General features: G+C 74.3%; 9 protein-coding genes and 1 riboswitch. Of the genes, 6 read left to right on the forward strand and 3 right to left on the reverse strand.

Translation table 11 applies throughout. The annotated features are described in order from the left end of the window. Positions 1-448: 448 nt before the first annotated feature. Positions 449-2869 carry a helicase-associated domain-containing protein gene (locus ACWCPW_RS41520; protein ID WP_449766808.1) on the reverse strand — a complete coding sequence of 807 codons (2421 nt, stop codon included), beginning with the start codon at positions 2867-2869 and terminating at the stop codon, positions 449-451. 298 nt (positions 2870-3167) lie between these two features. On the opposite strand from ACWCPW_RS41520, the gene ACWCPW_RS41525 reads away from it, so the two are divergent. From ACWCPW_RS41525 to ACWCPW_RS41540, 4 genes are all read left to right on the forward strand, one after another. Further along, positions 3168-4202, forward strand: a complete 1035-nt coding sequence (locus ACWCPW_RS41525; protein ID WP_449766809.1) for a hypothetical protein — start codon at positions 3168-3170, stop codon at positions 4200-4202. A gap of 223 nt (positions 4203-4425) precedes the next feature. Further along, the gene (locus ACWCPW_RS41530; protein WP_449766810.1) at positions 4426-5820 is read left to right on the forward strand and encodes a hypothetical protein; all 1395 of its coding nucleotides are present in this window, start codon (positions 4426-4428) and stop codon (positions 5818-5820) included. Between the two features lie 784 nt (positions 5821-6604). Then, a complete protein-coding gene (locus ACWCPW_RS41535) occupies positions 6605-7615 on the forward strand; it encodes a WxL protein peptidoglycan domain-containing protein (RefSeq protein WP_449766811.1) in 1011 nt (336 codons plus the stop codon). A 44-nt stretch (positions 7616-7659) separates the two neighbouring features. After that, positions 7660-8862, forward strand: a complete 1203-nt coding sequence (locus tag ACWCPW_RS41540; protein WP_449766812.1) for a hypothetical protein — start codon at positions 7660-7662, stop codon at positions 8860-8862. 57 nt (positions 8863-8919) lie between these two features. On the opposite strand, the gene ACWCPW_RS41545 is transcribed toward ACWCPW_RS41540, so the two are convergent. Beyond that, positions 8920-10386 (reverse strand): alpha,alpha-trehalose-phosphate synthase (UDP-forming), encoded by a 1467-nt coding sequence (locus ACWCPW_RS41545; protein ID WP_449766813.1) that lies wholly within the window; start codon positions 10384-10386, stop codon positions 8920-8922. 229 nt (positions 10387-10615) lie between these two features. Here ACWCPW_RS41545 and ACWCPW_RS41550 point away from each other — a divergent pair, with 229 nt between their 5' ends. Both ACWCPW_RS41550 and ACWCPW_RS41555 read left to right on the forward strand, forming a co-directional pair. Next, a complete protein-coding gene (locus tag ACWCPW_RS41550) occupies positions 10616-11020 on the forward strand; it encodes a peptidase inhibitor family I36 protein (RefSeq protein ID WP_449766814.1) in 405 nt (134 codons plus the stop codon). After that, positions 11005-11976 (forward strand): hypothetical protein, encoded by a 972-nt coding sequence (locus ACWCPW_RS41555; RefSeq protein WP_449766815.1) that lies wholly within the window; start codon positions 11005-11007, stop codon positions 11974-11976. Before ACWCPW_RS41550 ends, ACWCPW_RS41555 begins: the two co-directional genes overlap by 16 nt. Before the next feature lie 22 nt (positions 11977-11998). Here ACWCPW_RS41555 and ACWCPW_RS41560 read toward each other — a convergent pair whose 3' ends face one another. Next, the gene (locus tag ACWCPW_RS41560) at positions 11999-12976 is read right to left on the reverse strand and encodes a glucosyl-3-phosphoglycerate synthase (protein ID WP_449766816.1); all 978 of its coding nucleotides are present in this window, start codon (positions 12974-12976) and stop codon (positions 11999-12001) included. Between the two features lie 191 nt (positions 12977-13167). Further along, positions 13168-13320, forward strand: a riboswitch (SAM riboswitch). The last annotated feature ends 10 nt before the right edge of the window (positions 13321-13330 follow it).

The following is a 13330-nucleotide window of genomic DNA, read 5'->3' on the forward strand; positions in this document are numbered from 1 at the left end:
GCGCCGCTTTTTCTTTCCCCCGCAAGCTCCTCCAAGAAAAAGCGGCGCCTCGCTCGGGGCTTCGTGTCCCTGCGCTTCGCTCCGGGCCACGAAACCCAAGCTTGCGGCTCCGCCGCTCTCCGCGCTTCGCGTCGATCACTGGGGTGGGGCCGGGTCGGGGGCGCTGACGCGCCGTGGGGGGAGGCGATCCGGCAGCCGAGGGAACGACAGCGACGCGGGCCTGCTTCGGGCTGGGTGCCGGGGCGGGTCTTCGATCTCCCGTCGGGCTTCGTGGCGTGAGCGCGGCGAGGGCCCGACGGGCGGATGGGGTGCGTCGGTGTGCCGGAGAAGCGCTCGCACAGTGGTTCTCTTCGGGTGGTTCTCCGGGGCGGCGAGCGCGGCGAGGGAGCCCGAAGGGCGGATGCGGTGCCGGGCGTCGTGGCGGCCGGCGGGGGATTGAAGACACGCCCTAGCCCGCCTCCGCGACGCCGGTGATGCGGTGCAGCGGGTAGGTGTGGATCTCGCCGGTGCCCTGTTCGTGGGCGGTGACGTAGCCGCCCTCCAGACGCAGCGGGACCACGATGTGCTGGGTGGCCCGGCCCTCCCGGGTGACGTGCCCGATCCACACCGCGCGCCGCTCGGCGTGTGCGGCCTGGAGCGCGAGCAGCGTCTCGGCGGCCGAGGTGCGCGGCAGTTCGACCGGCTCGCCGTCGCGCTCCGCGCCGTCGTCCGCAGCCCGGCCGGTGGCGGCCGAGTCGCCCGCGCGGATCGCGGTGACGGCCGCGCCGAGCAGCGCCTCGCTCGGGGCCGGCGGCTCGCCGGCGACCCGGGGCGGCGCCGAGCGCGGCGGGGTGCGCTTGGTGTCCGGGCGGGTGAGCACCAGATCGCCGGTGGCCGACTCGGCGACCGGCGCGAAGCCCATCGCGCGCAACTTCTCCAGCACGCCGTCGGGTGCCGACTCGGCGGCCAGCACGGTCGGCGCCAACCGGCGCAGCCGCAGCCCGGCGGCCCGGCGATCGGCGAGCAGTTCGCCCAGCAGCGCGTCGTCGTCGCAGCGCAGGAAGGCCGCCGCGGTGCCGACCCGGATCCGGCCGTGCCGACGGGCCACGTCGTCCACGAGATAGCTGAGCGGCTGTGGAACCGGGGTACGCGAGTGGGTGGCGAGCAGGTGGTGCAGGTCGCCGGCGGTGCGACCGGCGTCCAGCGCGCGGCGTACCGACTCCTCGGTGAAGCGGTACACGGTGGCGCCGCCGGTGGACTCCACGTCGGCGGCCAGGTGCAGTTCGTGCGCGAGGTCCAGGACCAGCGGGCCCGGCGCCACCGCGGTGAGGTCGGCCTGGAGGAGTACGTGGTCCAACGGCTCCGGGAGCAGCGGGGTCAGCGCGTCGCCCGCCTCGTAGACCCGGCCCTCGGCCAGCGTGCGGGCGTACCCGGCGAGCGCGCCTCGGCCGGTGATGCCCAGCAGTTCGGCCTCGACCAGCATCGCCCGGACCAGCTCCCGCGGCAGTCGCGCCGCCCGGATCGGCTGATGCCAGGTCAGGTGCGCGAGCAGCGAGTCGGCGTCGGTGGCCGAGCCCGGCGGCAACGCGGCGAGCGTGGCCAGGATCCGCCGGCGCACCTCGGGGGCGGCGGTGCGGTCCACCTGCAGGCCCAGCGCGCCGATCGGCCGGTCCTTGTCGTCGCGCGAGCCGACCAGGGCGGGCACCCGGGTGGTCTCGAGCCAGGTGCCGGCGAGCGCGGCCCAGCGGGTGCCGACCGGGGTCCGGCGCCAGGTGTCGTAGGCGGGTGTGGGCAGCCACTGCTCGTCCGGTTCGCCGTCGCCCGCGACCAGGCCCATCGCGTAGGCCAGTTCCAGCCACAGCGCGACCTCGGCCTCGGGCGCGTCCAACTGCACCGCCGCGCGCTTGAACTCGCGCATGCCCAGGCCGCCGGCCCGCAGCACCGAGGGTCCGCCGGTGCTCCACGCCTCCAACAGGTCCTCGACCCGGCGGACGGCGGTGAACGCGGAGCCGGCCGCCAAGTTGTCCACAGCCTGTGGATCGTGCCCGCGCACCGGCAACTCGGGAGGGGTCGGCTCCAGCGTGCGATGCACCCGGCCGCCGCGCAGGTGCAGCGCGACCTCGCGGGGCAGCACCACCGCGTCCGGGCCGGCCGGCACCAGCAGCGCCCTGGCCAGCAGCCACTCCACCGGAGTCCGGGCCGCGTCGGCGCGCACCGGCCGGTCGGCGCCGCGCACGCTGCCCGTGGGCGGGCCCCAGACCAGCTTGTCCAGCACCTCGCGGGCCGCCTCGGGCGCCTGCGCGAGCAGCGCGTCCAGGCGCACCGGGTCGGTGCACAGGTCGGTGACCGACACGATCGCGGAGACCGCGTCGTGGGTGGAGCCCAGGCCGAGGTCGGCGAGCAGATCCTGGAGCCGGGAGGGCGCGGTCGCGGCCAGCGCGCCGGCCAGCGTCGGGCCCAGTCCGGCCGGACTCGCGCCGACCAGGTCGCGCACCGTCCGCACCACCCGCAGCGCGCCGTCGGGCCCCCACAGCAGGGCCTGCTCGCGCAGATTGGCCACCGCCCGCGCGAGTGCCTCGGGGGCCGCGCCCACCAGCGGGGACAACCGCGCCGCGGCGAACCCGTCCGGGAGCACCACCGCGGCATCCACCACCTGGAGAGTGAACCGGTCCAGCCGCTCCAGGGCGCGCGCGATCGAGGCCCGCGTGGTGGCCCGGGTGGCGAGCTGGGTCAGGTCCACCGGGACCGGCGTGGTCAGGTCCGGCCGGGCCCGCAGCAGCGCGCCGAGGGCCGCGTCGGTACGTCCGCGCAGATCCTCGGCGAGCGTCCGGGGGCCGGAGTCGGCGGGCCGATCCGCCTCGGCACGGGTGGGCGACGCAGCTGTGGTCATCCCATCAACGTTAGACGGTTCGCCCGTCGACGATCACCGCTCCCGCGATCCCGATGCCCTCGAAGCTTCGAGGAAGCCTCCGAGGAGGCCCCCGGGGGAAGCCCCCCGGAGCCCCGGAGGAAGCCGTGCGGAAACCGTGGATCCGGGCCGCGGGGAGTCGATTTCGGGCGATCGGGGCGATCACCATTTCGGTCAACCCCTCGCTCCGTCTCGCCCGCGCCCCTACGCTGAGTTGTCGCTTTACCGACGCAGACGTTGTGCCGATTCGACGATCCCTCGGCGGGGGTGGGGTGGGGGCGTGAACTTCGAGAGCGATCACCTGGTTCTGCAGTACCTGGGCGAGGTCGGCGACGCCGCCCAGCGCAGGCTCCGGCCTGCCGACCGGGCCCGAATGGTGGAGCGCCTGCGCAGCCAGATCAACAGCGAACGCGAGCGGTTGAACGCGCACACCCCCGGCACCGTGCAGGCCATCCTGGATCGGCTCGGCAGCCCCGAGACGGTGGTGGGCCACGAGTTGTATCGGCTCGGCGACCTGCGCAGCGCCGGGGCCGACGACGGTGTCGGCGCGATGTCGATGCGCGGTTCGCGCTACGCGACGGTGGCCCGGCAGATGGGCTTTCGTGCGGACGCGACGCCGATTCCGGCGGTGCTGGATCCGTCCCGGCCGCAGCCGAGCCCGCCCCCGCCCCGGGCCTCGCCCGAGGCCGCGGCGTCGGGCGGTCCGCCCACGCTCGCCGAGACCGCCGCCGGCGGCACCGCCGCGACCAAGCCGGTGCCGCTCGCGGATCCCGAGGAGGAGCCGCTGTGGTGGCGGACCCCGCCGGAGGGCGGCACGCCGGAGCGGCCGGGCCCCGACGTGTACGGCGACGGTTCGCTGCACGCGCCGGCGTATCCGATCGGCGTGGTCTCCGACACGTCGGCGACCTGGGACGACGAGGAGTCGCTGACCGAACCCACGCCGGTGCTGGGCGTGTTCGGGCCGGGCGCGCTGCGCACGCAGGTGCGCGAGGTGTTCGCGATCGCGCTGATGGCGATCGGCGCGATCGTGGCCTCGACGGCGGTGGTGGTGCTCGGTCTCCTGGTGGTCTTCACGGCGGGCGCGTGGTCGCTCAAGGAGCGGCGGTTCGCCGCGTTCTACGTCCCCGGCGCGACCGCGCTGGCGTTCGCGATCGGGATGTGGATGCGGGCCACCGGGCACATGGGCGTGGACCTGACCAGTGATCAGGCGTGGGACCGGTACGGCGAACTGCTGCCCGCGATGGTGCGGATCGCCGCGATCGCCGCGTCGCTGTATCTGCTGTGGCGGCTGAATCGGCGTCAGCTCGCCGCGTAGGCAGCCGAATTGCCGGATCGGATCACCACGTAGGCGAGGGCACACAACGGGCGCTCGGGCCTCGTTCGGGTGTGACGCACTCCGCTGCCGGAGCGCCGCACCCGCTCTTTACGATGCCGTTAATTAGGTTAGCCTTACCTCCTCTGCGCAGGGCGGCGCCCGGACCTACCGCTAATAGGTCCGGGCGTCGCCCTGTGCACACTGCCAGATGGAGGAGCCAAGGATGACGAACGGAGCGCGGCCCCAGCCCGCGAACCGCTTGATCCGCTTCGGTGCGATGGGCGCGACCGCCGCGCTGGCGATGGCCGGCGTGAGCCTGGCGTCGCCCGCGCAGGCCGCCACGACCCCGTCCGTGACCGTGTCGCCCAACATCGACGTCAACCCCGACGGCGCCACGATCACGGTCGCCGGCACGGGCTTCGACAAGGTGCGCAATTCCGGCAACGGGGTCTACGTCCTGTTCGGTCCCAAGATCGACGACTACTTCACCAACGCGGGTGCCTACAGCGCCCAGGCGTGGGTCGCGGGCAGCAAGATGACCGCCGACGGGGCCTTCACGACCACGCTCGAGGTCAAGGCCAAGTACACCGACGGCAACGGCAAGGAGGTGGACTGCCTCAAGCAGGAGTGTCGGGTCGTCACCTTCGCCGCGCACGGCGCCGGCATGACCGACCGCAGCCAGGACACCTTCACGCCGGTCGCGTTCAAGAGCACCACGCCGGTGCAGGCGCCCAAGCTCGCGGTGACCCCGGCCACCGGGGCCGACCCGGCCGGACAGACGTTCACGGTCACCGGCACCGGGTTCGACCCGGTCCGCGACGGCGGCAACGGCATCTACGTCGCGTTCGGCCCCAAGGGCGCCGACTGGAACACCAACCCGGCGCCGTACCAGGCGACCAAGTGGGTGCGCACCAACCCGTCCGGGTCGTCGAGCCAGGCCAAGCTGAACGCCGACGGCAGCTTCTCGCTGACGCTGGACGGCATGAAGGCCAAGTACAAGAACGCGAGCGGCGTCGAGTACGACTGCTCCGTCACCACGTGCAACGTGGTCACCTTCGCCGCGCACGGCTCGCCCGACCGCACCCAGGACACCTTCCTCCCGGTCGCGTTCAAGCCCGTGACGGTCCCGCCGGGTCCCGGCACCGGCTACCAGGTGATCACCACCGACGTGCAGGGCGGCCCGCTGACCCTGGGCGTCGGCGGCACCGACGTCGCGCTCCCGGGCGTCACCCTCAACGGCAAGGACGCCTTCACCGGCGGCGCGCTGAACCCGCTCACCGTCTCCGACGCGCGCGGCACCAACGCGGGCTGGACGCTGACCGGTCAGGCCAGTGACCTGACCGCCGCCGGCGGCCGGATCGTCGGCGACAACCTCGGCTGGACACCCACCGCGAAGTCGGTCACCGGTTCGCTGCCCACCGGCGGCGCCACGCCGCAGGTCACCGCGGGTGGCAAGGCCGAGCCCGGCGCCGGTCTGGGCCGGCCGCGCACGCTGTGCTCGTCGGCGGCCGGCGCGAGCGCCGGTTCGTTCGAGTGCGGCGGCGACCTCAAGCTCGGCATCCCGGGCATCACCGTGCCCGGCACCTACACCGGCACCTTGACGCTGACGCTCATCTGACCCGGATCCGGACCGGGGCTCCCCCGACTCGCCGCCGACGGCCATCCCCCGACGCCGACGCGTCGGGGGATGGCCCCGAGCGCGCCGTCCAGGGGCCCACCATCCCCCGCCGAGCACCACGACACCCGGCATGCGCCCCTCGGGCTCTCCGGCCGCGCTCACCTCGCCGCCCCAAAGAATCACCCACCCGACCCCACCGTACGAATGCTTCTCCGAGGAGCCCGACGCACGACCTCCGCCCGTCGATCTCCCCGCCGCCCTCCCGCCACCAAGCCCGACCCGGGATCGAAGACCCACTCCGCCCCCCGAAGCACACCGGCCGGCACCGTCTCGGCTGCCGAGGCCGCCCCACCCCCACGGCGCGTCAGCGCCCCCCACCCGGCCCGGGATCGAAGACCCACTCCGCCCCCCGAAGCACACCGGCCGGCACCGTCTCGGCTGCCGAGGCCGCCCCACCCCCACGGCGCGTCAGCGCCCCCCCACCCGGCCCGGGATCGAAGACCCACTCCGCCCCCGAAGCACACCGGCCGGCACCGTCTCGGCTGCCGAGCCCGCCCCACCCCCACGGCGCGTCAGCGCCCCCGACCCGGCCCCATCACAGCGATCGACGCGCGAAGCGCGGAGAGCGGCGGAGCCGCAAGTTCGGGTCGGGTGACCCGCAGCGAAGCGGAGGGACACCCGACCCCGAGCGAGGCGCCGCTTTTCTGCGGAGGAGCGAAGCGGGGGAGCAGAAAAGCGGCGCCTCGCGAGCCGGCGGCGAAGCCGCCCAAAAAAGGAGCCCCGCATGCGTGCCGCCGCAGTTCGACTGTTGTGCGTCCTGTTCGCCACCGTGTTGCCGCCGATCGCGCTCGCGGCGCCCGCCCGGGCCGCCGACGAGTTCACCTGGGGCGTGCAACCGGCGGGCGGGCGCGACCACTTCGTGCTGACCGCCGGGCCCGGACAGACCCTGGTCGACGTGGTCAGCGTGTCCAACTTCGGCGACAAGCCGCTGACCCTGCGCGTGTACGCCACCGACGCCGTGCTCGCCGCCGACGGCGGGATGACCCTGCTGACCGCCGCCGAGCGGCCCAAGGACGTCGGCGCGTGGATCGGCTTCGACGCCGAGACGTACACGATCGCGCCGGGCAAGCGCGCGGACATCCCGTTCCGGCTGACCGTCCCGGCGGACGCGAGCCCCGGCGACCACACCGGTGCCATCGTCGCCTCGATCAAGGCCGAGGCGACCGGCCCCGGACAGCAGCGCTTCGACGTCGACCGGCGGGTCGGCGCGCGCGTGTACCTGCGGGTGGACGGCCCCGCCGTGCCGCGCCTGGCGATCGAGGACCTGCGGCTGTCCTACGACAACCCGATCGCGATGTTCGGCGGCGGCGAGGCGATCGTGCGCTACCGGATCCGCAACACCGGCAACGTGCGCACCTCGGCGAGCGCCGAGACCACCGTCACCGGGCTCGGCGGATGGCGACTGGGCGGACCCGCCCGCGCCGCCCTGCCCGAGTTGCTGCCCGGCGCGACACACGAGGTGGTCCAGCGATTCACCGGTGTCTTCCCGGCCGGTCGACTCACCGCGGACGTCGAGGTCACCGGCAACCCGGCGACCGCGACCGCGAAGTCGACCAGCGTGTGGGCGCCGCCGTGGCTGCTGCTGGCCGCGCTCACGCTGCTGCTCGGCGCGCTGATCGCCTACGTGGTGACCGTGCCGCGTCGCCGGCGGCGCCGGACCGCCGCCGCGCGGGATGCCGCCGCGCCGAACACCGCCGGCACCCCCACCGAAGTCACCGCCGACCCGACCGGCTGACCGCCCGCCGTCGCGTCGCCGCCCCGACCCCATTAGGAGTTCACATGTACACCTCGCACCGCGTCCGTCGCGCCGCGACCGCCGCCGCCGCGCTCGGCCTGGCCGGCGCCGGCGTACTGGCCGCCGCCCCCGGCGCCCTCGCCGACGCCACCCCCGGCGACACCCGCGCCGAGACCCCGGCCGCACCCACCGTCACCGCGTCGCGCGGCACCGAACTGGCCGCGGCCGGCGACGAGATCACCGTCGTCGGCCGCGGCTTCGCCCCCGGCGCGCGGGTCACCGTCGCCCTCTACGGCGGCGACACCGCCGACCGGGCGGGCAGCCGTACGCTCGCCGCCGACGCGCGGGGCATCGTCGCCACACCGCTGCGGGTGGGCACCGGATTCGCCCCGGACGCACCGGCGTTCGAGGTCCGGGTCGGCGCCGAGGGCGGGCCGACTGCGAAGGTCGCGGTGACCTTCGCCGCGCAGGCGCCGGCCGGCGCCCCCAAGTCGCCGCGCACCGCACCGCGGGCGGCGGCCGAGCAGGCCCGGGCCCCGCAGGCCGCCCCGCGGGCGGCGGCCGGCGGCGCCAAGCTGACCGTCACGCCGAGCACCGGCCTGGAACCGGCGGGCGCGTCGGTCACGGTCAAGGGCTCCGGCTACGTGGCGGGCAGCGGCAACGGGATCTACGTCGTGTTCGGCCCCAAGGAGGCCGACTGGACCACCAACGCGGGCAACTACGGCGCCTCGAAGTGGCTCAAGGCGTACGGCGCGGACGGGATCAACCCGGACGGCACGTTCTCCGTCACCCTCACCGACGTCAGGGCCTCGTACAAGAACGGCGCGGGCAAGGACGTCGACTGCCTCAAGACGGAGTGCTACGTGCTGACCATGGCCGCGCACGGCTCCCCCGACCGCAGCCAGGACGCGTTCGTGAAGGTCTCCTTCAAGGGCGGCTCGACCACGGCCGGATCCGGCACGACGGCGGGGGCGGGCAGCACGACCGGCACCACCACCGCCGGCACCTCGGGCACCGGCTCGACCGGTTCGGCGAGCACCGGCGGCGGGACGAGCGGGTCGACCGGCGGCGCGGCGACGAGCGGCTCGACCGGCGGCGCGGGCAAGTCCGGCGGCGGCAGCCTGCCGCTCACCGGGCCCGCCGGCCTGGTCGGCGCGAGTGTCGCCGGCGTCGCCCTGGTCGCCGCCGGCACGGTCGCGGTGGTGACCACCCGGCGCCGCCGCGCCACCGCGCCCGCCTCGGCCTGAGCACCCGCCCTCGAACGCCGGCCGGACCGGCGTTCGAGGGCGGTTCGCCGGTCGCGGCTACTTGCCGAGCGCGTCCAACTGCTCCAGGAACCACTGCTGCGGGTTCAGCGCGACCGCCGCCGCGGCCAGCCGCTTGGTGCGTCGCAGCCGCTCGGCGGGCTCCATCGTGAGCGCCGTGTGCAGCGCCTCGGTGGTCTGCGACACGTCGAACGGGTTGACCACGATCGAGTCCTCGCCCAGCTCCTCGAACGCGCCCGCCTCGCGCGAGAGCACCAGCGCGCAGCCCCCGTGCGCCTCGTCCAGCAGCGAGACCACCGGCACCTCCTTGGCGACCAGGTTCATCCCGTCCCGGATCGGGTTCACCAAGGCGACGTCGGCCAGTCGGTACGCCGCGAGCGAGCGCGGGAAGTCGTCGTTGACGTGCAGGATCAGCGGCTGCCAGTCGCCGGTGCCGAACTCGTCGTCGATCTCCTTGGCCACCCGCTGCACCGCGGCGGTGTACTCGCGGTACTCCGGCAGGTCGTGCCGCGAGGGGTAGGCGAACGCGACGTGCACCACCCGGCCGAGCCATTCCGGCCGGGTGCGCAGCAGTTCGCGATACGCCAGCAGGCCGCGAACGATGTTCTTGGACAGTTCGGTGCGGTCCACCCGGACGATCACCCGGCGATCGCCCACCGCCTCGCGCAGTCCGGCGAGCCGGGTGTCCACGTCGGCCCGGGAGGCCCGCTCGCGCAGGAAGTCGGCGTCCGCGCCCAGGCCGTGCACACCGATCTCGGTCACGTGGCCCGCGTGCGTGACGGTCATCGCGTCCCGGTCCACCACCGCGCCGAGCACGTCCGCGCAGCAGTCCAGGAACGCGAGCGCCCAGCGCCGGGTCAGGAAGCCCGCGTGGTCGGCGCCGAGCACGCCCTCCAGGACGAACCGCGCGATGTCGTCGGGAAGCAGCCGGAAGTAGTCCGGCGGCGCCCACGGGGTGTGCGAGAAGTGCCCGATCCGCAGGTCCGGACGCAGCCGGCGGAGCAGCACCGGCACCAGGGTCAGGTGGTAGTCCTGCACGACCACCTTCGCGCCCTCGGCCGCCTCGTCGGCCAGTGCCTCGGCGAAGGCCTGGTTGTACGCCTCGTAGGAGGCCCACTCCTTGCGAAAGCGCGCGTCGAAGACCGGCTTGGACGGGGTGTCGTAGAGCAGGTGGTGGACGAACCACAGGGTCGAATTCGCTATGGCGTTGTAGGCCCGCGCGAAGGTGCCCGGATCGATGTCCAGCATCCGTACGGCCAGGCCACCGGTGTCGTGACCGGCCAGATCCAGCCGGCCCGAGGGGGCGGCCCGGGTCGCGGTGCGATCGGCCTCGCCCAGCGCCGAGCACACCCACACCGCGCCGGTCCCCTGGCCCGCGGTGGACAGCCCGGACACGAGTCCGCCGCCGCCACGACTGACCGACAGCGTGCCGTCGTCCTCCAGCGAGAAGGACACGGGACCGCGATTCGAGGCGACCAGGACACCGGCGGGAGGGGGAGCACTCATGCCCCGACCCTAGCCACGCTTCCCGGTGCGCAAACCCGACCCGATCGCGCCCCGGGCTCGAACGGTGTGGCGAGTATCACGTGCGCATGTCACTACCGGGAGTAGCGGGGGTGTGCTTTCTCTTGACTCGTCGGGCCCACCTCGCCCGGGTCCGACCGGGGACTCGACCGGCGGACCCGCTCGTTGGACGGGGTCCGAAAAAGGGCGACGGGGCAAGGGGGAATCGGGAATGGGCAGCAATCGTGGCCTGGCCGCGGGCGCCGTGGCCGCCGCGTTGATCCTGGCGAGCGGCGCGGCACCGGCGGTCGCCGAGGGCGACGGCGCGTGCAACGACGGCGACGCGTGTCTGTACTACAACTCGAACGCCAAGGGCGCGCGTTTCGATCACCGGTACAACGTGGCCAACTACGCGGGGTACCGCTTCATGCCGTCCCCGGACGGCAGCAGCGGCGCGTGGACGGCGGTCAAGAACAACGCGGCGTCGGTGTGGAACAACGATCCGACGCACATCCTGCGGATCTACTACGGCAGCAACTATCAGGGCCCGATGCAGGAGATCGGTCCGAAGTCCACGGCCAATCTCGATCCGGCGCTGAAGAACAACAACGCGTCGGGCAGTTGGACCGCGCAGTAGCGCGCCCGCGCCGCGTCCCGGGACCGGTGCTGGTGGGCATGGTGCTGGGCGTCGTGTTGTGCGCCGCGTCGGCGGGGTGCACCGCGAGCGGCGAGCGCGCGGACCCGGCGGCCCGGGCGTCCGGCCCCGCCGACCCGTCGGTCGCGCCGCCGCCGCTCGACGCGGTCCCGCCGGCGGGCGAGGTGACCCGGCTCGACCTGCCGATCGCGGCCTACCTGCCGACCCCGGAGCAGCGCGCCCGGCAGACCGCGGCCGAGCAGGTGCTGATCCGGGCCTGCCTGGGCCGGCTGGGCCTGGCGTATCCGACGCCCGCGACGGCGGACACCGCACCGGTGCCGCGCTCGCGCACCGAGCGCCGGTACGGGGTGGGCGACCCGGTCGAGGCGGCCGGCCGGGGTTTTCGGCCGCCGGGAGCGGCGAGGGCGGGCGACAAGCCGAGCGCACCGGCCCTGGGCCGCGAACTGGAGGTGGCGCTGTACGGCGCCGCGGCGGCGGACGGGGTGCCGCCGGCGCCGACCGAGGGCGTCGATCGGCCGGGGCCGGGCTGCCTGGGCGAGGCGCGGTTCGCCCTCGGCGTGGATCCGGCGCTGGAGCGCGCGGCGCTGCCCAGCCGTCTGGATGTGGAGTCGTTCGAGCGCTCGCGCGCGGATCCTCGGGTGCGGCGGGTGCTCGCGCTGTGGTCGACGTGCATGCGGGGGAAGGGGTTCGACTACCCCGATCCGTTGGCGGCGGGCGGCGATCCGGCCTGGGACACGCCCGTGCCGAGCGCGCGCGAGATCGCGGCGGCGACCGCGACGGTGGCCTGCCGGGACGAGCACAACGTCGCGGGCACCTGGTACGCGGTCGACGTGGCGTATCAGCGGCAGGCGATCGAGCGCGAGGCGGCGGCGCTGACCCGGGTGCGGGCGGCCCGGGAGAACACCGTGCGCAAGGTCGCGGAGGTGCTCGGCAACTGAGCCCGCCGGCGCCGCCCGGCGATCAGCGCTCGACCAGGCGGGTCCGTGCGCGGTATGCGGGCACGGTCGCCATCGGCGGCCGCTCCCGGGCCGCCACGTCGTGCGTCCGCAGCCGGAAACCGCCCTCGTCCCGCTCGAACTGGGTCAGCGCGGTGCTCAGCTCGACCGGATGCGCGCCGTTCGGGCCGCGCCGCAGCCGGCGTTCGACGGCCTGGAGTATCTCCGCCGCCATCCGGCCCAGCCCGGCCTCGTCCTGGTGGTTGTGCCGGCGCACCCCCACGTCCACCTGCGCCATCGCGTCCAGGCCGACCAGGCGCAGGGTGTCCACGAGCATCGCGGTCTCCACGCCGTATCCGCACGGGAAGGGCAGTTGTTCCAGCAGCGATCGGCGGGCCGCGTACTCGCCGCCGAGCGGCTGGACGAAACCGGCGAGTTCCGGCCAGTGCAGGTTGAGCAGCGGACGCGCGACCAACTCGGTCACCCGGCCGCCGCCGGCGGGCACGATCGTGTCGCCGAGCTCCAGCGGCCGGTCGTACATCGCCTTGACCAGGTGCACCGAGCCGTCGGTGAGCAGCGGACCGAGGATCCCGGTGACGAAGTCGGCCGAGAAGTCCTTGAGGTCGGCGTCCACGAACGCCACGATGTCGCCGTCGGTGACCAGGAGCGAGCGCCACAACACCTCGCCCTTGCCGCGCACGGCCGGGAGCGAGGGCAGGATGTCGTCGCGGTGCACGACCCGCGCGCCCGCGTCCGCGGCGATCCGGGAGGTGTCGTCGACCGATCCGGAGTCGACCACGACCAGCTCGTCCACCAGCGGCGCGCGCTCGATCAGCTCGGTGCGAACCACCTTGACGATGTCCCCGACGGTCGCCGCCTCGTTCAACGCGGGCAGGACGACGCTGACCCGGGTGTCTCGTTTGGCGTCAAGAAGCTTGTCGACGGGCCAGTCCGCGGCGACGGAGGACCGTCGTCGAAGCCAGGCGCTCACCTCGGGCTGCACGTTCGAAATCCCCTGTCGTCGCCGGTGTTCCGGCCTCGGTCGCGGCCACCCTCCACCGTCTCGCGAGGTGGACCGGATGATCGACGCGGCACCGGTTCGGTTACAGTCGTCGTCACCGGATACGACGATCGCACGTCGAGCCGGACAAACGCGGACCGGCCACCTCGCGAAGGTGTGTCCACCGCCATAGCAGCTCATCCAGAGGGGCAGAGGGAACGGCCCGTTGAAGCCCCGGCAACCATCCGATCGTCATTCCTCGTGACGCGCTTTCGGCGCGAGCGAGCACCGGCGGATCGGACAGGTGCCAAGTCCGGCCCGTGGAACCCCACGGGTAAAGATGAGGACAGAAAGGCC

The organism is Embleya sp. NPDC001921 (assembly GCF_053594475.1).

Excerpts from the sequence above, each read along its gene's own strand:
- ACWCPW_RS41520 (WP_449766808.1), bottom strand. The coding sequence starts at position 2,869 with ATGACCACAGCTGCGTCGCCCACCCGTGCCGAGGCGGATCGGCCCGCC.
- ACWCPW_RS41535 (WP_449766811.1), top strand. The coding sequence starts at position 6,605 with ATGCGTGCCGCCGCAGTTCGACTGTTGTGCGTCCTGTTCGCCACCGTG.
- ACWCPW_RS41530 (WP_449766810.1), top strand. The coding sequence starts at position 4,426 with ATGACGAACGGAGCGCGGCCCCAGCCCGCGAACCGCTTGATCCGCTTC.
- ACWCPW_RS41550 (WP_449766814.1), top strand. The coding sequence starts at position 10,616 with ATGGGCAGCAATCGTGGCCTGGCCGCGGGCGCCGTGGCCGCCGCGTTG.
- ACWCPW_RS41545 (WP_449766813.1), bottom strand. The coding sequence starts at position 10,386 with ATGAGTGCTCCCCCTCCCGCCGGTGTCCTGGTCGCCTCGAATCGCGGT.
- ACWCPW_RS41540 (WP_449766812.1), top strand. The coding sequence starts at position 7,660 with ATGTACACCTCGCACCGCGTCCGTCGCGCCGCGACCGCCGCCGCCGCG.